Annotated in this window: 18 protein-coding genes; 8 read left to right on the forward strand and 10 right to left on the reverse strand. The window is 69.1% G+C overall.

All coding sequences use genetic code 11. The features are described from left to right. Window positions 1–29: 29 nt before the first annotated feature. Entirely contained in the window at window positions 30–611 is a 582-nt protein-coding gene (locus tag AB0C30_RS23645; protein ID WP_357947616.1) for a dihydrofolate reductase family protein, read from the reverse strand. A gap of 613 nt (window positions 612–1,224) precedes the next feature. Continuing rightward, complete coding sequence (locus AB0C30_RS23650; RefSeq protein WP_357947619.1) at window positions 1,225–1,773, reverse strand: CGNR zinc finger domain-containing protein; 549 nt, start codon at window positions 1,771–1,773, stop codon at window positions 1,225–1,227. 92 nt (window positions 1,774–1,865) lie between these two features. Here AB0C30_RS23650 and AB0C30_RS23655 point away from each other — a divergent pair, with 92 nt between their 5' ends. Then, window positions 1,866–2,762 (forward strand): DMT family transporter, encoded by an 897-nt coding sequence (locus tag AB0C30_RS23655; RefSeq protein ID WP_357947623.1) that lies wholly within the window; start codon window positions 1,866–1,868, stop codon window positions 2,760–2,762. On the opposite strand, the gene AB0C30_RS23660 is transcribed toward AB0C30_RS23655, so the two are convergent. From AB0C30_RS23660 to AB0C30_RS23680, 5 genes are read right to left on the reverse strand one after another with little or no spacing between them, the layout of a single operon-like run. Beyond that, the gene (locus tag AB0C30_RS23660) at window positions 2,702–3,091 is read right to left on the reverse strand and encodes a transcriptional repressor (RefSeq protein ID WP_357948142.1); all 390 of its coding nucleotides are present in this window, start codon (window positions 3,089–3,091) and stop codon (window positions 2,702–2,704) included. The genes AB0C30_RS23655 and AB0C30_RS23660 overlap by 61 nt on opposite strands. Continuing rightward, window positions 3,091–3,966: a metal ABC transporter permease gene (locus tag AB0C30_RS23665; RefSeq protein WP_357947626.1), complete on the reverse strand. Its 876-nt coding sequence runs from the start codon at window positions 3,964–3,966 to the stop codon at window positions 3,091–3,093. Before AB0C30_RS23665 ends, AB0C30_RS23660 begins: the two co-directional genes overlap by 1 nt. Next, complete coding sequence (locus AB0C30_RS23670) at window positions 3,963–4,748, reverse strand: metal ABC transporter ATP-binding protein (protein ID WP_357947629.1); 786 nt, start codon at window positions 4,746–4,748, stop codon at window positions 3,963–3,965. The genes AB0C30_RS23665 and AB0C30_RS23670 overlap by 4 nt, the downstream gene beginning before the upstream one ends. A 48-nt stretch (window positions 4,749–4,796) precedes the next feature. Beyond that, window positions 4,797–5,687, reverse strand: a complete 891-nt coding sequence (locus tag AB0C30_RS23675; RefSeq protein WP_357948145.1) for a metal ABC transporter substrate-binding protein — start codon at window positions 5,685–5,687, stop codon at window positions 4,797–4,799. Between the two features lie 48 nt (window positions 5,688–5,735). Next, window positions 5,736–6,098 (reverse strand): DUF6703 family protein, encoded by a 363-nt coding sequence (locus AB0C30_RS23680; RefSeq protein WP_357947632.1) that lies wholly within the window; start codon window positions 6,096–6,098, stop codon window positions 5,736–5,738. 131 nt (window positions 6,099–6,229) lie between these two features. Between AB0C30_RS23680 and AB0C30_RS23685 the strand changes: the two genes are divergently transcribed. Together AB0C30_RS23685 and AB0C30_RS23690 are read left to right on the forward strand one after the other, a co-directional pair. After that, window positions 6,230–6,517, forward strand: a complete 288-nt coding sequence (locus AB0C30_RS23685; RefSeq protein ID WP_357947635.1) for an antibiotic biosynthesis monooxygenase family protein — start codon at window positions 6,230–6,232, stop codon at window positions 6,515–6,517. A 94-nt stretch (window positions 6,518–6,611) separates the two neighbouring features. Continuing rightward, window positions 6,612–7,997, forward strand: a complete 1,386-nt coding sequence (locus tag AB0C30_RS23690) for a glycine--tRNA ligase (RefSeq protein WP_357947638.1) — start codon at window positions 6,612–6,614, stop codon at window positions 7,995–7,997. Window positions 7,998–8,177: 180 nt separating this feature from the next. Here the strand turns inward: AB0C30_RS23690 and AB0C30_RS23695 are convergent, their stop codons facing one another. Then, window positions 8,178–9,503, reverse strand: coding sequence for a cytochrome b N-terminal domain-containing protein (locus tag AB0C30_RS23695; RefSeq protein ID WP_357947641.1), 1,326 nt, complete (start codon window positions 9,501–9,503; stop codon window positions 8,178–8,180). Window positions 9,504–9,733: 230 nt separating this feature from the next. Between AB0C30_RS23695 and ppdK the strand changes: the two genes are divergently transcribed. Then, window positions 9,734–12,367 (forward strand): pyruvate, phosphate dikinase, encoded by a 2,634-nt coding sequence (gene ppdK, locus AB0C30_RS23700; RefSeq protein WP_357947644.1) that lies wholly within the window; start codon window positions 9,734–9,736, stop codon window positions 12,365–12,367. Between the two features lie 195 nt (window positions 12,368–12,562). Here ppdK and AB0C30_RS23705 read toward each other — a convergent pair whose 3' ends face one another. Continuing rightward, window positions 12,563–14,071 carry a M48 family metallopeptidase gene (locus AB0C30_RS23705; protein ID WP_357947647.1) on the reverse strand — a complete coding sequence of 503 codons (1,509 nt, stop codon included), beginning with the start codon at window positions 14,069–14,071 and terminating at the stop codon, window positions 12,563–12,565. 82 nt (window positions 14,072–14,153) lie between these two features. Between AB0C30_RS23705 and AB0C30_RS23710 the strand changes: the two genes are divergently transcribed. Together AB0C30_RS23710 and AB0C30_RS23715 are read left to right on the forward strand one after the other, a co-directional pair. Further along, a complete protein-coding gene (locus AB0C30_RS23710) occupies window positions 14,154–15,374 on the forward strand; it encodes a deoxyguanosinetriphosphate triphosphohydrolase (protein ID WP_357947650.1) in 1,221 nt (406 codons plus the stop codon). 25 nt (window positions 15,375–15,399) lie between these two features. After that, entirely contained in the window at window positions 15,400–16,563 is a 1,164-nt protein-coding gene (locus AB0C30_RS23715; protein WP_357947652.1) for an FAD-dependent oxidoreductase, read from the forward strand. A 3-nt stretch (window positions 16,564–16,566) separates the two neighbouring features. On the opposite strand, the gene AB0C30_RS23720 is transcribed toward AB0C30_RS23715, so the two are convergent. Further along, on the reverse strand, window positions 16,567–17,457 hold the full coding sequence (locus tag AB0C30_RS23720; RefSeq protein WP_357947655.1) for a peptidoglycan DD-metalloendopeptidase family protein: 891 nt from the start codon (window positions 17,455–17,457) through the stop codon (window positions 16,567–16,569). A gap of 168 nt (window positions 17,458–17,625) precedes the next feature. On the opposite strand from AB0C30_RS23720, the gene dnaG reads away from it, so the two are divergent. Next, window positions 17,626–19,467, forward strand: a complete 1,842-nt coding sequence (gene dnaG, locus AB0C30_RS23725; protein WP_357947658.1) for a DNA primase — start codon at window positions 17,626–17,628, stop codon at window positions 19,465–19,467. Window positions 19,468–19,938: 471 nt separating this feature from the next. Next, the gene (gene rpoD, locus AB0C30_RS23730) at window positions 19,939–21,042 is read left to right on the forward strand and encodes an RNA polymerase sigma factor RpoD (protein ID WP_214638280.1); all 1,104 of its coding nucleotides are present in this window, start codon (window positions 19,939–19,941) and stop codon (window positions 21,040–21,042) included. Window positions 21,043–21,109 lie beyond the last annotated feature (67 nt).

Here is a 21,109-nt window from a genome sequence, read left to right on the forward strand (position 1 = left end):
ACTCGGCTTCTTGCCACATTTCCGCCGGCTCAGCCGGTCGTGGCATAGCGCAGCAGGACGTTGTCGGAGCCGTCGAGGCTGCGGACCTCCGCGACGGTGAGCCCTTCGACCGGCTGAGTGAAGATCGGCGTCCCCTCGCCGAGCGCCTTCGCCCCCACGATCAGGTGCAACTCGTCGACGAGCCCGGCGCGGAGCAGAGCGTTCCAGGTGATCCGGCTGCCGAAGGTGACGATGTCGCCGCTGGTACGTTGCTTGAGCTCCTTGACCCACCCCTCGGCGTCGGCGCGCTTGACCACGGTCGTCCGGTCCGCCCACGACGCGATGTCCGAGTCCGTGAGCGAGTCCGACACGACGCTGACCTCGATCCGCCCGTAGATCGCGCCGAACTGCTGGTTCACCGTGGACGTCTCGGGGTTGTCCGCTTGGGCGGGCCAGAACCCCATGAACATCTGGTACGAGTTGGCGCCGAGCAACAGCGAGCCGGCGGCCTGGATCCGCTCCAGGTTGTAGGCGTCGAACGCGGCGTCCATCGACAGCACGAGCGGGTTGCCGTCCGCCGCCGCGTAGAAGCCGTCAAGAGACATGATGTTGCAGACGATGAGCTTGGCCATACCAGGCACTCCGTTTCCTCCGTCGATCAGCTTGTGGCGCCCACCATGTCTGGGAGATGCGTCGGCCGACAGATGCAAATATCACCAGACCCCCGCTGACTTTCGCTACATCAACCGAGGTCAAGCCTGTTGCGGGAACCTGCAACACCCCTGTTCCTCATGCGGCCGGAACGCCCAGGATCGCCTCATGCTCAGTGCTGCGATCAACAGGAGAGGCGCGTTGCGGGCAGGCGCCGTGGCAGGGCTGGCCGCTGCGGGCACCGGATGCGGGGCCAACTCTCGTACGGCCTTCCACGCTCGCGCTTCCGACGGCGTCGCCAGCTTGGGCCGCAAAGCCGTGACGTAAGACGGCTCATGTAGTTGTGATCATCACGCGACACCCTACGCAGGCCACGAGTCGCCACTAGCACTTGGCCAGAGACCTTGATGACAAGGCGGCTCACGTCCGGGGGCGCGGGGGCCGGCAGGCCACCGCCCGGGGTTCGGGGCGGAGCCCCGATGGGCACAGCGCGAGCGTCAGCGAGGAGGGGGCCGAAGGGGGCGGAGCCCCCTGGGAAGCACGCCTGAGCGCCACCCGCGCGTAGCGCGCCCCGATCGCGATGACCGAGCTGTGTCAGGCCCGCCGCCGAGCCCGATAGGCGGCCACGTGCATCCGGTTTCCGCAGGTACGGCTGTCGCAGTAGACACGGGATCGGTTGCGGGACTCGTCCACGAACACCCGGTCGCAATCAGGTGCCGAACACGTTCGCAGCCGTTCCCACTCCTCGTCCACCACCAGGTGCGCCAGCGCCACCCCGCAGTCCGCCGCCAGGTGCTCGGAAAGTGTCGCGTCCGGGGCGAAGTAGTGCATGTGCAGCGGATGTCCGTCGTGCTCCGTCAGCCGGGGCGTGATGCGGGTCCCCGACAGGAGCGTGTTGAGCAGTCGTACGGCCGTCGGCTGGTCCGGGGCGGTGAAGACGCGGTGGAACGCCTCTCGCACCAGTCGCACCTGCCCCAGGTCGCGGGCCGTGAGCGCGCCGATGCCGCTGACCTGCCGCGACTCGACGAACGCGTGCAGGTCGGCCAGCTCGGCCAGGCCGTCGTCTCCGCCGGTCGACGGGGACGTGTTGACCAGCTCTACCACCGTGGCCAGCGAATGCACCATGTCATGGCCAAACGGCATGTTGACTCCTGTCGACGACCGGCTCTAGCGTGGTCGCAGCGTATCTCGCTCCAAGGAGCTCGGGGGTTTCTGTGGGTGCACATCGTCGTATCGTGCTGATTGCGATCGCGGGTGCGCTGATCATCTCCACCTCCGCGCCGCTGGTCCGGTTGTCGGGGGTCTCGCCGGCGACCTCGGCGTTCTTCCGGTGCGCGTACGCGCTGCCGCCGATGCTGGTGCTGGCCTGGCTCGAACGGCGGAGGCTGGGGCCCCTCCCGGCCCGCAGCCGCAATCTGGCGTGGCTGGCGGGCGTGCTGTTCGCGTTCGACCTGCTGTTCTGGCACCACGCTATCAAGTACGTGGGCGCGGGGCTGGCGACCGTACTGGGCAATCTGCAGGTCTTCATCGTGGCCTTCGCGGCGTGGGCGCTGTTCCGTGAGCGGCCGTCGAACCGGCTGATGATGGCCACCCCGGTGGTGTTCGCCGGGGTGGTGCTGATCTCGGGGGTGTTCGACAGCGCGGCGTATGGGGCGAACCCGCTGCTCGGGGTCGTGACGGGTGTGGCCACCTCGATCTCGTACGCGGGGTTCCTGCTCGTGTTGAAGGGCGGTTCGGGGCGTACGGTCGGGCCGTTGACGCACGCCACCGCCGTGGCCACGGTCGGGATGGCCGCGCTGAGCCCGGTGTTCGGGGGCGCCGACTTCGTCCCGAGCTGGCCGGCGCACGGCTGGCTGCTGCTGCTCGCGCTCGGGCCGCAGGTGGCCGGCTGGTCGCTGATCGCGTACTCGCTGCCCAGGCAGCCCGCCGCGCTCACCGCGCTGCTCCTGCTCGTCCAGCCGATGACGACGGTCGGGCTGTCGGCGGTGCTGCTCGGAGAGCACCCGTCGCCGCTCCAGCTCGCCGGGTGCGGGGTGATCGTCTTGGGCGTCCTGTACGGCTCGCGGCGCGCTCAGCCCGCCCGCACCGAGGCCGAGCAGCCGGAGCAGGTGCCGAACACCTCGACCGTGTGAGTGATCTCGGTGAAGCCGTGCTCGGAGCCGACCGTCTCCGCCCAGCGTTCGACGGCGGGACCGGCCACCTCGACGGTCCGGCCGCAGCGGCGGCACACCAGGTGGTGATGGTGGTCGCCGCTGGCGCACGCGCGGTAGACGGACTCGCCGTCGTCGGTGCGCAGCACGTCGACGTGACCGCCGTCGGCCAGCGCCTGCAGCGCCCGGTAGACCGTGGTCAGGCCGATCTTGGCGCCGTGGGCGCGCATCTCGGCGTAGACGTCCTGGGCGCTGCGGAAGCTCTTGCTCTGGCGGAGGGTGTCGTGCACGGCGTCGCGTCTCGTGGACATCATCGTGCGACCTCCTCGACGCGCATGGTGGATCGCTCGCTCACTGTGGACTCCTGGGGTCTGCCTCGCCGTACGAACTTACCGACACCGAGGGCCAGGACGAAGCCGCAGAGGGCAAGAAGCACGATCGCGGCGCCCGGCGGCACCCTGGCGGACAGCGTCGAGGCGAGCAGCCCGCCCACCGCCGCGACGACGCCGAACAGCATGGCCAGCGCCATCGTCGAGCGGAACCCCCTGGTGAGCTGCTGACCGGTCGCCACCGGGATCACCATCAGCGCGCTGACCAGCAGCAATCCGACCACGCGCATGGCGATGACGACGGTCAGCGCGGCCGTGACGGCGATCAGCAGGCTGAGGAAGCGCACCGGCAGGCCGCTGGCCCTGGCCATCTCCTCGTCCTGGCAGAGCACGAACAGCTCCCTGCCGAAGATCACGACCACCGCGATCACCGCGACGGCCAGCGCGCCGATGATCCAGATGTCCTCGATGGTGACGCTGGCGATGGCGCCGAACAGGTAGGAGTTCAGCTTGGCGTTGCTGCCACCCGGCGCGATGCTCATGAGCATGACGCCGCCCGCGATGCCGCCATAGAACAGCAGCGCCAGCGCGACGTCGCCGCTGGTGCGCCCGCGCGCCCGTACCAGCTCGATGGCCACGGCGCCGATGACGGCCACGGCCACGGCGGTGAGCACGGGCGCCTGGCCCGTCAGGAAGCCCAGCGCGACACCGGTCAGCGCCACGTGCCCGATGCCGTCGCCGAGCAGCGCGAGCCTGCGCTGGACGATGAACGTGCCGACGGCGGGCGCGCAGAGCCCCACCAGCAGCGCCGCGATCAGCGCCAGCTGGAAGAACTGCGTGCCCAACAACTCGATCATGGCTCTCCCCGCCATCCGGAAAGCGGTCCCGCGCTCGCCTCGGTGGCGTGCGGGTGCACGTGTTCGTGTCCCGGCCGGGCGCAGTCGCCCTCGGGCCGTGGTGGTCTGCCGTCGTGCGCGATCCGGCCCTCACGGACCACCACGCCGCGGGTGATGAGCGGCTCGAGCGGGCCGAGCTCGTGGGCGACGAGCACGATGGTCTTGCCGTTCAGCACCAGCGTGGCCAGCGTATCGGCGAGCAGCTGCTGAGTGTCGGCATCGACACCCGCGGTGGGCTCGTCCATGACGTACGTGTCGGGTTCGCCGGCCAGCGCGCGGGCGATGAGCACCCGCTGCTGCTGGCCGCCGGACAGCGACTGCACCGGGTCGCCCGCCCGGTCCGCCAGCCCGACGGCCTCGAGCGCGCTCGCCGCCGCCGCCTTGTCCGCGGCGCTGGTACGGCGCAGCCGGCTCTGCCTGGCCACACGGCCGGAGGTCACGACCTCCCGGACCGTGGCGGGCACCCCGCCGCCGACGGCCAGGCGCTGCGGTACGTAGCCGATGCGCCACCAGTCGCGGAATTTCGCGGGCGGTGTGCCGTACAGGAGGGTCTGGCCGCCCGAGAGCGGAGTGAGGCCCAGCAGGGCGCGCACCAGCGTGGACTTGCCGGAGCCGTTGGCGCCCATGAGGGCCACGACCTCGCCGGGGCAGATCGTGAGATCGATGCCGCGCAGGATGTCGCGCCGGTCCAGGCTCACCCGGCCGCCGGTCATGGCGAAGGCGGTCTCACCTGTGCCGCTCATGCCGTACGCCCCAATGTGCCGTTCATCTCATACACCCCAATGCGCCGGTCATGCCGTACACCCCAATGCGGTCTGCAAGGTCTTCAGGTTGTCGCGCATTCCCGACAGGTAGTCGCCCGACGGCTTGCTCTCCAGCGGATCGAGCACCGCCGTCCGCGCGCCGACCTCCTTGGCCAGCACCTCGGAGACCTTGGGGCTGACCAGGGCCTCGGTGAAGATCGTGGTCACCTTCTCGTCCTTGGCCAGCTTGGCGACCTCGGCGATGCGGGCGGGGGAGGGCTCGGTCTCCGGGTCCAGGGTGATGCCGATCTGCTTGAGGTGATAGCGGTCGGCCAGATAGCCGAACGCCTCATGGGCGGTGACCAGCGTCTTGGTCCCGCAGGTGGTCAGGGCCTTGGCGTACTCCTGGTCGAGGGTCCCCAGGGCGCCCGCCGTCTTGACCGCGCGGTCCCGGTAGCCCTGGGCGTGCGCGGGGTCGGCGGCGGCCAGTCGCTCGCCGAGCTTGGCGGCGACGGTGGCCAGGCGGGACGGGTCCAGCCAGAGGTGCGGGTCGTAGCCGATGTCGTGACCCTCCGCGTGCTCGCCGGCGGGCAGCGTCTTGACGGCGGTCGCGGCGTCGAAGCTCTTGTCCTGGTCGACCGCGTCGTCCACGGCGGGCTGGACGCCCTTGATGTAGACGGTCAGGGTCGCGTCTTCGAGCTGGGCCACCTGGTGCGCGCCCAGCTCCAGGTCGTGCGGTTCGACACCGGGGGCGGTCAGGACCGACACGCTCACGTCGGGGCCGCCGACCTGCTCGGTGAGCCACTGGAGCGGGTAGAAGGCGGCGATCACGGCGGGCTTGCCGGGCGCCGCCGTCTCAGCCGCGCCGGTGTTGGAGCACGCGGCGGCCGTCAGGGTGGTCGCGAGGATGGCAGCACCGATTAGGGGCGTTCGGGACATCACGCCCCCGATTATGGGGAAAATGAAAATGATTGTCAAAATCTCCGGCTAAAACACTCCGAAGCGGTCGGCCGCGAGGACCAGCAGGAAGGCCAGCATCACGACCCGCAGCAGCCGCCCGCCGAGCCCCAGCGACGGCCAGGACAGGTACGCCAGCCAGCCCACGAACCCCAGCACCGGCAGCACCGCCACGCCGCCCAGCCAGCTGTCCACGGCGAACCCGGTCAGCAGCAGCACCACCAGCACGGCGGGCGCCGCCCACTTGGGCACCTGCGTGAACAGGAACGTCATCGGAGTCGCGCTGCGCTCCTCGACCGCCTTGCGCAGGCCGGTCGCGCCGGGTGTGAAGAACTGCTCGCCGGCGGGAAGCGGCCGCCGGGCATTCCCGCGGCGGTTGTCATTGGTGGCCACGGCCCGAGCCTAGCCCCGTCCCCATCGAACAGCAGGTGGGCGGTCGGAGCGCCCGAATCGGTCAGTGGGTGCGGGCAGGTCAGGGACTGGAATCGCCCAGCGGTACGTAATCGTCTGACATCCTGGTGTGCGTGCTCGCCGTCATCCGTTACACCGTCCCAGAGTCCCAGTCCCAAGACTTCGTCAAGCAAGCCCATGTCATCCTTCAGACACTGGCCGACCAGCCCGGATTCCTGCGCGGCCGGTTGGCCCGCTCGGTCGATGAGCCCAACCTGTGGGCGCTGGTCAGTGAGTGGGAGGGCGCCGGGTTCTACCGCAGGGCCCTGTCCGCGGCGCGGATGGCGATGTATCCCCTGATGATCCTCATGGTCAATGAACCAAGCGCGTTCGAGGACGTCTATCTTCAAGACGGCGAGTAGAAATACTCGCGCGCGAGGGCTCGTGAGCGTCCCCTAAGCTGGGAGCTCACCCATTCCCTTCGCCGACCTCCAGCCGGAAAGAGACGCAACCAAAATGGCACGACGCACAGACGTCATGGACACGATCGTCAGCCTCGCCAAACGCCGCGGGCTCGTTTACCCGTCGAGCGAGATCTACGGCGGACTGCGCGCGTCGTGGGACTACGGTCCCCTGGGCGTCGAGCTGAAGAACAACGTCAAGCGGCAGTGGTGGCTGTCGATGGTCCAGTCGCGCGACGACGTGGTGGGCCTCGACTCCTGCGTCATCCTGGCCCGCGAGGTCTGGCAGGCCAGCGGTCACGTGGAGACCTTCACCGACCCGCTGACCGAGTGCCAGTCGTGCCACAAGCGCTACCGCGCCGATCACCTCCTCGAGGCATACGAGGAGAAGAACGGCAAGGCGCCCGAGAACGGCCTGGCCGACATCACCTGCCCCAACTGCGGCAACAAGGGCGCCTTCACCGACCCGAAGCAGTTCAGCGGCCTGCTCAAGACCTACCTCGGCCCGATCGAGGACGAGTCGGGTCTGGCCTACCTGCGCCCGGAGACCGCGCAGGGCATCTTCATCAACTACCTCAACGTGCAGCAGTCGGCGCGTAAGAAGATCCCGTTCGGCATCGGCCAGGTCGGCAAGTCCTTCCGCAACGAGATCACGCCGGGCAACTTCATCTTCCGCACCCGCGAGTTCGAGCAGATGGAGATGGAGTTCTTCGTCAAGCCGGGCAGCGACGAGGAGTGGCACCAATACTGGATCGACGAGCGCTTCCGCTGGTACTCCGATCTGGGCATCAACAAGGACAACCTCCGGCTCTACGAGCACCCCAAGGAGAAGCTGTCCCACTACAGCAAGCGCACGGTCGACGTCGAATACCGCTTCAACTTCGCGGGCGGTGAGTGGGGTGAGCTCGAGGGCATCGCCAACCGCACCGACTTCGACCTGACCGCCCACTCCAAGGCGTCGGGCGTCGACCTGAGCTTCTTCGAGCAGGACACGGGCGAGCGCTACGTGCCCTACGTCATCGAGCCGGCGGCGGGTGTCGACCGGGCCACGCTGACGTTCCTGCTCGACGCCTACAGCGAGGACGAGGCGCCCAACGCCAAGGGGGTCATGGAGAAGCGCACGGTGATGCGGCTCGACCACCGGCTCGCCCCGGTCAAGGCCGCGGTGCTGCCGCTGTCGCGCAACGCCGACCTGTCGCCGAAGGCCCGCGACCTGGCCGCGCAGCTGCGCCGGCGGTGGAACGTCGAGTTCGACGACGCGGGCGCGATCGGCCGCCGCTACCGGCGCCAGGACGAGATCGGCACGCCGTTCTGCATCACGGTCGACTTCGACACGCTCGAGGACCAGGCGGTCACGATCCGCGAGCGTGACACGATGGCTCAGCAGCGCATCTCCCTCGACGCCGTCGACTCCTACCTCCGCCAGCACCTGAACGACTAGTTTTCTTTTACGGCCGGCAGCGGCCAGCCCCACCCGCCATACGTGGCCGGGCCCCGTCCAGGGGCACGCTCCTGCGGTTTACGGGGTCGGCCGCCGCGACGTGCGCATTGTTGACCCCGTTCGCGGTCCTTCCTGGACCGTGGGCGGGGTCGATGCCGTTGGAGCAGGTGGGCAGGGGCATCAGCGGCGGGTGCGGCTTCGGCACACCGCCAGGGTGATGGCGTACGCGATCGGGGGCAGGACGAAGATCGCCACGCGCAGCCCGTACACGATCCAGAGGTAGGTCTCGTGCGGTGCCGCGAGCAGCGGCATCGGCGCCTTCGGGTCCGGCGGGGTCTCCGAGACCCACGTCCCGGCCCACAGCACCGTGAAGAACGTGATCACCGCCGCCCCGAGCGCCGTGCGGACGGGCGCGTGCGAGGGGCGGTCCAGGAGGTTGTGCACGCGGCGGTCCCCGGTGAAGCGGCGCTCCAGGAACGGATAGAACAGCAGGACCGTGAAGAAGGCGGCCAGGACCAGCATCGGGATCCAGAGGCCGACCTGCAGGACGAAGCCGCCGACGGTGATCTCCCAGGGCGGCGTCAGGCGTAACGCGCCTTCCAGAACGCCGGAATACCAGAACGGCTGAGCCGACGGCGGCCAGCCGCCGGGCTGGTACGCCCCGTGCTCCCACACCGGGTTGACCCGGACGAAGGTGGCCAGCAGCGTGATGACGGCCATCGTGAACAGCGTGGTGGCGCCGTTCTTGACGGCGAAGTACGGGAAGAACGGGCCGCCCGTGACCCGCGTCTCGTCCGACGCCGGCGTGCGGTGCTCGGTGTGCTTCTGCCGCCAGGTCAGGACGATCCCGTGCAGCGGCACGAGCGCCAGCAGGATGCCCGGCACCAGCAGCACGTGCGTCACGAACAGGCGCGGGATGACCTGGCCGGGAAAGCCGCCGTCGAAGACGAACGCCGACAGGTAGCCGCCGACGAGCGGGATCGACAGCAGCAGGCCCTGAGCCTCCCGCAGGCCGGTCATGGCGAGCTGGTCGGCGGGCAGTGAGACGCCCAGGAACGACTCGAACAGCACCAGCCCGAACAGCAGCACGCCGGTCATCCAGCTCAGCTCCCGCGGCTTGCGGAAGGCGGCGGTGAAGAAGACGCGGAACAGGTGGGCCACGATCGACAGCACGAAGATCGTCGCCGCCCAGTGGTGCATCTGGCGCACCAGCAGGCCGCCCCTGATGTCCAGGCTGAGCTCGCGTACCGAGGCGAAGGCCACGTCGGGGTTGGGCTTGTAGAAGAAGACCAGGAACGTGCCCGTCAGCACGAGCAGGACGAACGAGTACAGGGCGAACTCGCCGAGCAGGAACGACCAGTGGCTCGGAAAGAGCTTGCGCAGGTTCGGGCCGAGCCAGCCGGCCAGCCCGAGGCGCTCGTCCAGGTAGCGCGCGGAGCCCTGCGCGGCCTTGGCCGATCCGGCGACCAGGCGGGCCGAACGCTGGGGCTTGGTAGGAGTGGCCATCGGGCGCCTCCTGCTAGGGGGTGCTCCTGATTGTGAACCTTACTTCTGGATCTTTCAAGAATTGGTTTATACCAATTGGTATAAACCAATTCTTGGTCAAACAGAACATAAATTGGATTAGACCGGTGATAGGCCCTTCACCAGCTGAAACGTTGACTTAACCGATGAGTGCAGTTTCATCATGATTATCGCCGGTAGAGTCCGAACCAGAGGCGTTGATTGGAGCTGTGGTGGCCAAGTACGTTTACGACTTCACCGAGGGCAACAAGGATCTCAAGGATCTTCTCGGCGGCAAGGGAGCAAACCTCGCCGAAATGACCAATCTCGGGCTGCCCGTCCCTCCCGGGTTCACGATCACCTCCGAGGCATGCCGCCACTATCTGGCCGAGGGCGCGGTCCCCGACGGCCTGGAGCGGGAGGTGGCCGAGCACCTGACCGCGATGGAGAAGCGGATGGGCAAGACGCTCGGCCAGGCCGACGACCCGCTGCTCGTCAGCGTCCGCTCCGGCGCGAAGTTCTCGATGCCCGGCATGATGGAGACCGTCCTCAACATCGGGCTGAACGACGAGTCCGTGCACGGCCTGGCCAAGCAGGCCGGCGGCAACGACCGCTTCGCCTGGGACTCCTACCGCAGGCTCATCCAAATGTTCGGCAAGACCGTGCTCGACATCGACGGCGAGCTGTTCGAGCAGGCGCTCGAATCGCTGAAGGGCGACCGGCAGGACACCGACCTTGGCGCGGCCGAGCTGCAGGGCCTGGTGGAGACGTTCAAGGGCATCGTGCGCGACCAGACGGGCAAGGACTTCCCCGCCGACCCGCGCGAGCAGATGCGCCTGGCCGTCATGGCCGTCTTCGACTCCTGGAACGCCCCGCGCGCCATCCTTTACCGCCGCCAGGAACGCATCCCCGCCGACCTCGGCACCGCGGTCAACATCGTGGCCATGGTCTTCGGCAACGTCGGCAACGACTCGGGCACCGGCGTCGCCTTCACCCGCGACCCCGGCTCCGGTCAGCAGGGCATCTACGGCGACTACCTGCAGAACGCCCAGGGCGAGGACGTCGTCGCCGGCATCCGCAACACGATCCCGCTCCAGGAGCTGGAACGCCTCGACAAGAGCTCGTACGACGAGCTCCTGCGGATCATGGAGACGCTGGAGAACCACTACCGCGACCTGTGCGACATCGAGTTCACGATCGAGCGCGGCAAGCTCTGGATGCTGCAGACCAGGGTCGGCAAGCGCACCGCGGCCGCCGCGTTCTGCATCGCCACCCAGCTCGTCGACCAGGGCCTCATCACGCTCGACGAGGCCGTCACGCGGGTGACGGGCGACCAGCTGGCGCAGCTGATGTTCCCGCGCTTCGACTCGGGCACCGAGAAGAAGAAGATCGCCAAGGGCATGAACGCCTCGCCGGGAGCCGCCGTCGGCAAGGTCGTGTTCTCCTCCGAGCGCGCCGTCGAGCTGGCCGGCCAGGGCGAGGACGTCATCCTGGTGCGCCGCGAGACCAACCCGGACGACCTGTCCGGGATGATCGCCGCGCGCGGCATCCTGACCAGCCGCGGCGGCAAGACCTCACACGCCGCCGTGGTCGCCCGCGGCATGGGCAAGACCTGCGTCTGCGGCGCCGAGGAGCTGGAGGTGTCGATCGGCGAGCGCAGGTTCACCGCGCCGGGCGACATCGTGGTGAACGAGGGCGACCTCATCTCCATCGACGGCACGACCGGCGAGGTCTTCCTCGGCGAGGTGCCCGTGGTGGACTCGGCCGTGGTCGAGTACTTCGAGGGCCGGGAGCCCGACGACGACCTGGTCCGGGCCGTGGACCGGATCATGCGGCGGGCCGACGAGGTACGCCGGCTGGGCGTGCGGGCCAACGCCGACACGCCCGACGACGCGGCCAGGGCGCGCCGCTTCGGCGGTGAGGGGATCGGGCTGTGCCGTACGGAGCACATGTTCCTGGGCGAGCGCAGGCAGCTCGTCGAGGACCTGGTGCTGGCCTCGGGCGACGAGGAGCGCCAGGCGGCGCTGGACGCGCTGGAGCCCCTCCAGAAAGCTGACTTCGTCGGGATATTTCAGGCTATGGAGGGTCAGCCGGTCACGGTCCGGCTCATCGACCCGCCGTTGCACGAGTTCCTGCCGGACCTCACCGACCTGTCGGTCAAGGTGGCCACCGGGGACGCCTCGGACAAGGACCGCAAGCTGCTGGTCGCCGTCAAGAGGCTGCACGAGCAGAACCCCATGCTCGGGCTGCGTGGTGTGCGGCTCGGCCTGGTCATCCCCGGCCTGTTCGCCATGCAGGTACGCGCCATCGCCCAGGCGGCCAAGGAGGTGCCGGGAGCCAAACCGGAGATCATGATCCCGCTCGTGGCCGCCGTACAGGAGCTGGAGGCCGTCCGCGAGGAGGCCGCCGGGATCCTCGCGGACCTCGGCGTCGAGGCCCTGATCGGCACCATGATCGAGACGCCCAGGGCGGCGCTCACCGCGGGCCAGGTCGCCGAGGCGGCTCAGTTCTTCTCCTTCGGCACCAACGACCTGACCCAGATGACCTGGGGCTTCTCGCGGGACGACGTGGAGGCCGCGTTCTTCTCCCGCTACCTGGAGCTCGGCATGTTCGGGGTCTCGCCGTTCGAGACCCTCGACCGCGACGGTGTCGGGCGCCTGGTCACGATCGCCGTCGAGGAGGGCCGCGCGGCCCGCCCCGACCTCAAGCTCGGCATCTGCGGCGAGCACGGGGGCGATCCCGACTCGGTGCACTTCTGCCACCAGGCCGGGCTCGACTACGTCTCGTGCTCGCCGTTCCGCATCCCGGTCGCCCGCCTGGAGGCCGGCCGCGCGGCCTTCGCCGAATGCGACTCCGACACCCGGTAGGCAGCCGAAGGGGGTACCCCCAGACACCACCCACGACGGACCGTCAGATCTTCCTCTCCCGAAGGGGGATCACCCGACCGCCTCGATCCCTGTGACGGCCCGTTGTGGTGGGGGTCCTTTGGGTGAGATTCCCCCTGCGGGGGAGGGGATGGAGACGGCCCGTCGTGGCTGGTGTCCCTGTGGGGACCATCGTGGTCAACCGGGCGAGACGGTCGCCTCCGCCTGCTCCAGCGTGGCGGGCACGTAGTCGTGACGCATGCCCAGGTCGCCCAGCCACTTCCGGAGCCCGGGAACGGCGGACGGGTTGGCCGCGACCTGGGCCGCGTACTCCGACAGCGCCACCTCCTCGCCGTCGTCGAACAGCAGCCGCGCCGGCCCCGCCCACGACAGCGTCCACCGGGCCTGGCCGTGCTGGATCAGCACCGCCTCCAGCGCCTGCCCGAGCACCCCGGCCAGCAGCGTCTCCGACGGGTTCCAGCCCAGCTCGCGCAGCTTCTCCTCCAGCTCGGGCCGCCGTCCCCTGGCGATCACCTCGAAGGCCGCGTCGAGGTAGGGCCGGGTGGCGCCCAGCACCCGCTGCCCGGCCAGCGCCAGGTCGTTGAGCGCCTCGGCGTTGCGGGCCGCGTACATGCCCTGGGACACCAGCTCCTCCCACGACACCGCCCGCAGCCCCGTGAGCGCCTCCGGCGTCCACATCGACTGCTCGACCGCCTGCACCGCCACGTTCGCGTCGCGCAGCAGCGTGAGGGCCGAGCGCGGGTCGGGTACGTGCTCCGGCTCCGGAAGCAGCTCGATGGCGGCCAGCCGGTCGGCCAGGCTCGGGTGGGAGTCGTAGAGGGAGGTCTCCCGCGGCTCCTCGCCGAGCTTGGCCACCTCGGCCTGCCTGGCCGGATCGCTCATCAGCGCGTGGAACCCGCCGAACACCGCCGCGGGCCGGTTGCCGCCCGCCCCGGTCATCGACAGGTAGCCCTCGGCGTAGATCTTCCAGGCGGTCGCCGTGCTGTGGATCTTGCGCAGCGCCTCCGACATCGCCTGGCGGCCGCCGATGGCCACCGCGAACCGGTCGGCCTCCAGCTCCTGCCCGCGCGACACGCTCTGGGAGACGAGCATGTAGAGCTTGGCGTAGTACGTGAACAGCCGCTGGACGTACGGGTTGCCGGCCAGGCCCTCGACGGTCGCGATCAGCCCCTCCCGGCCCCGGTAGACCGGCGCGCCCAGGCGGGTGTGGGCGCCGCTGTAGTGGCCCAGCTCGTGGCCGAGCACCGCGCGCATCTCGTCGACCGTGAGGGTCTGCAGCAACGGCAGCCCGATGTACATGCGCCGTCTGGTGGCCTTCATGCCGAGGAAGCGGGTGTCCTCCGCCACGGCCGCGTTGACCTCGGGCACCAGGCGGATCTCGTCGGGTGGCGCCGTACGGACGCGCTGGGACAGGTCGTCGACCATCTGCCAGAGCGCGGGCTCGTGCTCGCGGGTGACCAGCACGCCCGGCTGCTCGCCGTCCTTGCGGCGGCTGACCATGATCAGGGCGCGCACGAGCGCGGCCCCCGCCAGGGTCAGGATGACCGCGTACTTGAGGCCGTTGACGTGGAAGTCGACCAGCAGCAGCACATCGAAGAAGACGGCCGCGACCAGCACGAGGCCGACCAGCACGTAGAAGCCGGCAAGCAGGGCGAAGGCCAGCACGGCCCGGAACGCTGTGGTCATGGAGGAGGGGCTCCCGGGGAATGGGGTTCTCGCGAGGGTCGACACTAGCGGAGACCGGAAACTGGATAAAATCACAGCTCTTATGGCCCGTTACGACGAACACGACCAGGCACGGTGGGTGCCGGAACCTCCCGGCAACCCGGAGCGCAGCGCGTTCGAACGCGACCGCGCCAGGGTCCTGCACAGCTCCGCGCTGCGCAGGCTGGCCGCGAAGACGCAGGTCGTGGGGCCCGGCGAGACGCTCGGCGGCGGCCAGCACATCCCGCGCACCCGGCTCACCCACTCGCTCGAATGCGCCCAGGTCGGCCGGGAGATGGGCGCGACGCTCGGCGTCGACCCCGACCTGGTGGAGACCGCCTGCCTGGCGCACGATCTGGGCCATCCGCCGTTCGGTCACAACGGCGAGGTGGCGCTCAACCAGCTGTCCACCTCGTGCGGCGGCTTCGAGGGCAACGCGCAGAGCCTGCGCCTGCTCACCCGGCTGGAGGCCAAGGTCCTCACCGAGGACGGCCGCAGCGCCGGGCTCAACCTCACCAGGGCCGCGCTCGACGCCTCCATCAAATATCCGTGGACCTGTGACAGATCGCCGAAGTTCGGAGTCTACGACGACGACCTGCCGGTCTTCGAATGGATCAGGGACGGTGCTCCCGACGGCCGGGTGAGCTTCGAGGCGCAGATCATGGACTGGGCCGACGACGTCGCCTACTCCGTCCACGACCTGGAGGACGCGCTGCACTCCGGCCACGTCACGCCCGAGGCGCTCCTGTCGGCCGCCGAGCGCCGCGCGGTCTGCGAGACAACCCGCACCTGGTACGCGCCCACTGCCGACCTCGCCGAGCTCGAGGCCGTCTTCGCCGCACTGATCGCCACCCCGCTCTGGCCGCGCCGCTTCGAAGCCACCTTCGCCGACCTGGCCGGGCTCAAGGCGCTGACGAGCGGTCTCATCGGCCGCTTCTGCCGATCCGCCCAGACCGCCACCAAGGACGCGTACGCCTCGCGGCACCGCGCGGAGCTCGTCGTCCCCCCGGCCACCCGGCTGGAGTGCGCGCTGCTCAAGGGCATCACCGCCCACTACGTGATGACCACCGAGGACCACCACGCCAACCAGGCCAGGCAGCGCGACCTCATCACCGAGCTGGCCTCCCTGATCACGCTCGGCGCGCCCGCCACCCTGGAGCCCGCTTTCCGGCCCACCTACCTCGGCGCGCCCGACGACGCCGGCCGCGTCCGGGTGGTCATCGACCAGATCGCCTCTCTCACCGACACGTCCGCCATCGCCTGGCACAAGCGTCTTTCCCGATGACCCCCGGCGGGCGGATACTGCGGCCATGGCTACATATGTGATCGTCGGCGCGGGACTGGCGGGGGCCAAGGCGGCGCAGACGTTGCGGGAAGAGGGCTCCGACGACGAGATCGTGCTGATCGGCGCGGAGTCCGAACGCCCCTACGAGAGACCGCCCTTGTCGAAGGAATACCTGCAGGGCAAGAGCGAGCGGGAGAAGATCTTCGTCCATGGCGCCGACTGGTACGCCGACAACGGCGTGGACCTCAGGACCGGCCTGCGGGTCACGCGCCTGGAGCTCGACCAGCACGCGGTCCGGCTCTCCGACGGCTCGCGCCAGCCGTACCACAAGCTGCTGATCGCGACGGGGGCGAGGCCGCGGCGCCTGCCCGGACCGGGCCTCTGCCTGCGCACGGTCGAGGACAGTGAGGCGCTCAAGGCGCGCCTGGCCGGCGCCGAGCGGGTGATCGTGGTCGGCGCGGGCTGGATCGGGCTGGAGACCGCCGCGGCCGCCCGCAAGGCCGGGTGCGAGGTCACGATCGTCGAACCCGACCCCACGCCGCTGTATCGGCCACTCGGGCCCGAACTCGGCGAGGTCTTCGCCGGGCTGCACCGGCGCAACGGCGTCGACGTGCGCACCGGCACCGGCGCCGCGGAGATCACCGAGACCGGCGTGCGGCTCAGCTCCGGCGAGCGCCTGACCGCCGACCTCGTCATCGTCGGCATCGGCGCGGAGCCCGAGGTCGGGCTGGCCCGGGACGCCGGGCTGGAGGTCGGGAGCGGCATCCTCACGGACGCCGCGCTGCGCACCTCGCATCCCGACGTGTTCGCCGCGGGCGACGTCGCCGAGTCCTTCCATCCCCTGTACGGCCGGCGCATCCGAGTCGAGCACTGGGCCAACGCGCTGAACGGCGGCCCCGCCGCGGCCAGGTCCATGCTGGGCCAGGAGGTCTCCTACGACCGCGTGCCGTACTTCTATACAGACCAGTACGACCTGGGCATGGAGTTCTCCGGCGACATCCAGGGCTACGACGAGGTCGTCTACCGGGGTTCGGTCCCCGACCTGGAGTTCGTCGCCTACTGGCTGCGCGAGGGCAAGGTCGTCGCCGGCATGAACGTCAACGTCTGGGACGTCGTCAGCGAGATCCAGCAGCTCATCCGCTCCGGAGTTACCGTGGACCCGAAGGAGCTGACGTCGGACCGGCGATGAAGCTCACGTCGGATTGACGATGATCACCGTAGGAGTCGGCGTGGCGTGGGTCTTCTTTTTCTTCTTCTTGGGCTCCACCACCTTCTTCGACGCGCACTGAACGGCGCACGGCGGCGTCTCGCCCAGCCGGCCGCGCATCTTCAGCGTCTCCTTCTTCGGCGACAGCGTCTTGTTGCCGGTCTGCCAGGCGTCGAGGTAGTCCCAGGGGTTCACCATGCCCCGGCGCACCCACCAGTAGGCGGGGCCGGTCTTCCAGGAGATCGCGAAATAGAGGTTCGTGGCGGTGTCGCGGGCGTTGCCCGAGTTGCCGACCCGGCCGAGCATCTGTCCGACCTTCACCCGTACGCCCGGCTTGAGGCCGTCGGCCACGGCGTCGAGATGGCCGCCGAGGTAGCGGACGCCGTCGTCGCCGATGATCGTGACGAAGCGGCCCTCGCGGTAGGCGCCCACGTCGGTGGTGGGCGACCACTTGTTCAGGGTGTTGACCTCGTCGACCACGCCGTCCACCGGCGCCACGAAGGCGCAGCCCTTGCCCGCCCAGATCACCGTCTTCGGGAGCACGAGCAGCTGGCGCTGGTAGGTCGTCCGGCAGCCCTGGACGGGGAAGGCGTAGGTGTACTTCGACAGCTTCGGTGGCGGGATCTTGACCGGGTCCTCACCCTTGGGCGGGGTCTCGGCCGACTGGGGGTCGGCGGTCGGTGTCTGTGAGGGGATGGTGGCGGTGACGGACGGGCTCGCGCTCGCCGGGGGCGTGGCCGGTGACTGCGCGCTGACGCCCGCCACTCCGGTGGCTTGTGGCGAGCAGGCGCTCGCCAGCAGCGCGGCGCCCGCTAAAGCCGCCCAACGTCCGAGATGCCCCGCTCGCATGATCTCCACCCGTGTCGACGTGTCCACCGCAAACATTTACCTTTGTAGCCGACCGGGGAAGTGCTCCCGACAGATTTCCGCCTTTCGCGACGCGACGGTGACATCCTCTTACCGCCAGGTCACCGTCACCTCACGGAGGGCAGTCATGAGCCCGGGTGGGGACGGTTGTCGTAGCTCGGGAATAGACTCACCGGCGTGGCTGGCAGGATCCGTGACGTCGATATCGCGCTCGTTCGTGAGCGATCGCCCATCGCCGATGTGATCGGCGAACACATCCAGTTGCGCAACGCGGGCGGCGGCAACCTCAAGGGGTTGTGCCCGTTCCATGACGAGAAGAGCCCATCCTTCAACGTCACGCCCGAGCGCGGCATGTATTTCTGCTTCGGCTGCACCGAGGGCGGCGACGTCATCACGTTCGTCGAGAAGATCGAGCACCTGACGTTCGGCGAGGCGGTCGAGCGGCTGGCCCAGCGTGCCGGGATCCAGCTTCAGTACGACCAGGGCGGCTACGTGCCGCGGCGCGACCACGGCGAGCGGGCCCGGCTGATCGAGGCGCACAAGGCCGCCGCCGAGTTCTACGCCGACAAGCTGCTCGGCCCCGAGGCCGCGCCCGGCCGGCGATTCCTGTCGGAGCGGGGGTTCGAGCGGGCCGACGCCGAGATGTTCGGCGTGGGCTACGCGCCCAACGAATGGGAAGGGTTGACGCGGCATCTCCTGGGGCGCGGCTTCACCGCCGACGAGATCGTCAAGGGCGGGTTGGCCAAGGAGGGCCGGCGAGGGCCGATGGACCGCTTCCGCGGGCGGCTGATCTGGCCGATCCGCGACGCGACGGGTGACGTGATCGGGTTCGGGGCCCGTAAGCTGCTCGACTCCGACGACGGGCCGAAATACCTCAACACCCCCGACTCCCCGCTCTACAAGAAGAGCCAGGTGCTCTACGGCATCGACCTGGCCAAGCGGGAGATCTCCAAGCGGTCCCAGGCGGTCATCGTCGAGGGCTACACCGACGTCATGTCCTGCCACCTGGCCGGGGTGCCGACGGCGGTCGCCACCTGCGGCACTTCGTTCGGCGAGGAGCACATCAAGATCCTGCGGCGCTTCCTGCTCGACCAGGCGGAGTTCCGTGGCGAAGTGATCTTCACCTTCGACGGCGACGCGGCCGGGCAGAAGGCGGCGCTCCGGGCGTTCGCCGACGAGCAGAAGTTCGTCACCCAGACCTACGTGGCCGTGCAGCCTGACGGGCTCGATCCGTGCGACCTGCGCGTCAAGCAGGGCGACGCGGCCGTGCGCGACCTGATCGCCAGCCGCGAGCCGCTGTTCCAGTTCGCCATCCGCAGCACGATCTCCCGCTACGACCTGCGCAGCAACGAGGGCAAGATCGCCGCGCTCGACGCGGCGGCGCCGATCGTGGCCGGGATCAAGGACGTCGGCCTGCGCAAGCGCTACGCGATCGACCTCGACCGATGGCTCGGCTTCATGGACGAGCGGTTCGTCATGCAGCGCATCGCCGAGGTCGGCGGCGCCCAGCAGGGTCGCCCGCGGCGGGCGCCGCAGGCCGCGCCCGTCGATCCCAACGTGCGGGTCGAGGGCGAGCTGCTCAAGCTGGCCATCCAGCGGCCCGCGCTGCTCGGTCCCCGCTTCGACGCGCTCGACCCGCGGGCGTTCACCGCGCCCGACCACGTGCTGGTGCACCAGGTGATCACCGCGGCGGGCGGCGCCGCGTCGGCGGGCCACGGCGGCCGCGAGTGGGTCGACCGGCTGCTGGAGCAGTGCCATGACGACGTGACGCGGGCGCTGGTGACCCGGTTCGCGGTCGAGGCGATCCGGGCCGACTCCCACACCGAGGAGCGCTACGGGGCGGCCATGCTGGCGGCGATCGAGGCCATCGCGGTCGACCGGGCGATCGCTCAGGTCAAGTCGCGCATCCAGCGGCTCAACCCGGTGGATGAGCAGCAGGACTACAACCGGCTGTTCGGCGAGCTGGTGGCGCTGGAGCAGCAGCGCAGAGTGCTCCGCGACCGGGCCGCAGGCAGCTGAGGGGTTTGGGGACGCTTTCACGGGCAGCCGCGGCAACCGGCTCAGGGTTTCGGCGGGACCGTGCGCACCCGCTTTGACGTAGCCCATCGGCGGATGACGAGCCGCGAATGGTCCCTGTAACGGCTCGTTCGAGAGTTCCCGAGCAGAAGATGTCGGGAACTTGTTGAATCCAGATAGCGGTGGCGAAATCCTTCACCGGTCGCGTAGGACAGCGGTGTCAGAAGGCATCCGGGCAGGCTACGCCTGGTGTCCGGCGACAACCCCGCCCCGGACACTCCTTACTCGACCGCGTAATTGACTTTACTTTCCTGATCAAAGTGCCGCTAAACCTTTAAGCGATCTCAATTTGGTAAGGGCCACGGCCTTACCTTCGGTTACAAAAATGGGTCTGCCATTTTACGGAACCAATACTGCAGACTGTGTCCCGTGGGTGCATCGGTACTGCCAAGTGGACCGCCATCCGTAGATCAAGTGGCGGACCTCGTCGCGAAGGGAAGGGAGCGCGGAAGCGTAACCGTCGATGACGTCGCAGCCGCGCTTGACCGCTCAGAGTTGCCGTCCGACGCGTTGGAACGCGTCGTGCGGATGCTCGCGGAGAACGGCGTGGAGGTTCTCGAACCCCAGGGAGAGGAAGAGACCACCCGCGCCGACGAGGAAGACGTAGGCAAGCGGGCGCCGACCAGCGATCTAGTCCGTATCTACCTGCGGGAGATCGGCCGGGTGCCGCTGCTGACAGCCGAAGAGGAGGTGGAGCTCGCCAAATCGATCGAAGCCGGTCTGTTCGCCGAGGACAAGCTGGCCAGCGGAGTGTCGCGTCTGGCCTTTCCCGAGTTCAGGGAGCTCGTCTGGCAGGGCACTCGGGCGAAACAGCGCCTCATCGAGGCGAATCTCAGGCTCGTCGTCTCGATCGCCAAACGTTATGTGGGCCGTGGAATGCTCTTCCTCGATCTCATCCAGGAAGGCAACCTCGGGCTCATCCGCGCGGTGGAGAAGTTCGACTACACCAAGGGATACAAGTTCTCCACTTACGCCACCTGGTGGATCCGGCAGGCGATCACCCGTGCGATAGCCGACCAGGCGCGCACCATTCGCATTCCGGTACACATGGTGGAGACGATCAACAAGCTCGTCAGAGTGCAGCGGCAGCTCCACCAGGACCTCGGCCGTGAGCCCGCGCCCGAGGAGATCGCCAAGGAGATGGACCTCCCGGTCGATCGTGTGGTGGAGATCCAGCGCATCGCCCAGGAGCCGGTGTCACTGCAGTCGCCGATCGGTGAGGAAGACTCCGACCTCGGTGACTTCATCGAGGACGCCGACGCGGTCGTGCCCATGGAGGCGGCGGCCTTCATCATGCTGCAGGACCAGCTCGACGACATCCTGGCGACGCTGTCGGACCGTGAGCAGCGCATCATCCAGCTCCGCTTCGGCCTGGCCGACGGGCATCCGCGCACGCTGGAGGAGGTGGGCAGGGAATTCGGCGTCACCCGGGAGCGCATCCGGCAGATCGAGTCGAAGACGCTGGCCAAGCTCCGCCACCCGACCAGGGCGCAGATGCTGCGTGACTATCTGGATTGATCGACTCGCGTGGCGACGAACGGCGGGCCCGGGGTTCTCCCCGGGCCCGCCGTTCGTTCGTCTACGC

The organism is Nonomuraea sp. NPDC048901 (genome assembly GCF_040649695.1).
Lineage (GTDB): Bacteria > Actinomycetota > Actinomycetes > Streptosporangiales > Streptosporangiaceae > Nonomuraea.

What these genes read in the sequence shown, in the direction of transcription:
- AB0C30_RS23660 (WP_357948142.1), bottom strand. Translation starts at nt 3,091, where the DNA reads ATGTCCACGAGACGCGACGCCGTGCACGACACCCTCCGCCAGAGCAAG.
- AB0C30_RS23675 (WP_357948145.1), bottom strand. Translation starts at nt 5,687, where the DNA reads ATGTCCCGAACGCCCCTAATCGGTGCTGCCATCCTCGCGACCACCCTG.
- AB0C30_RS23650 (WP_357947619.1), bottom strand. Translation starts at nt 1,773, where the DNA reads ATGCCGTTTGGCCATGACATGGTGCATTCGCTGGCCACGGTGGTAGAG.
- AB0C30_RS23690 (WP_357947638.1), top strand. Translation starts at nt 6,612, where the DNA reads ATGGCACGACGCACAGACGTCATGGACACGATCGTCAGCCTCGCCAAA.
- AB0C30_RS23710 (WP_357947650.1), top strand. Translation starts at nt 14,154, where the DNA reads ATGGCCCGTTACGACGAACACGACCAGGCACGGTGGGTGCCGGAACCT.
- AB0C30_RS23695 (WP_357947641.1), bottom strand. Translation starts at nt 9,503, where the DNA reads ATGGCCACTCCTACCAAGCCCCAGCGTTCGGCCCGCCTGGTCGCCGGA.
- AB0C30_RS23670 (WP_357947629.1), bottom strand. Translation starts at nt 4,748, where the DNA reads ATGAGCGGCACAGGTGAGACCGCCTTCGCCATGACCGGCGGCCGGGTG.
- AB0C30_RS23705 (WP_357947647.1), bottom strand. Translation starts at nt 14,071, where the DNA reads ATGACCACAGCGTTCCGGGCCGTGCTGGCCTTCGCCCTGCTTGCCGGC.
- AB0C30_RS23645 (WP_357947616.1), bottom strand. Translation starts at nt 611, where the DNA reads ATGGCCAAGCTCATCGTCTGCAACATCATGTCTCTTGACGGCTTCTAC.
- AB0C30_RS23665 (WP_357947626.1), bottom strand. Translation starts at nt 3,966, where the DNA reads ATGATCGAGTTGTTGGGCACGCAGTTCTTCCAGCTGGCGCTGATCGCG.
- AB0C30_RS23715 (WP_357947652.1), top strand. Translation starts at nt 15,400, where the DNA reads ATGGCTACATATGTGATCGTCGGCGCGGGACTGGCGGGGGCCAAGGCG.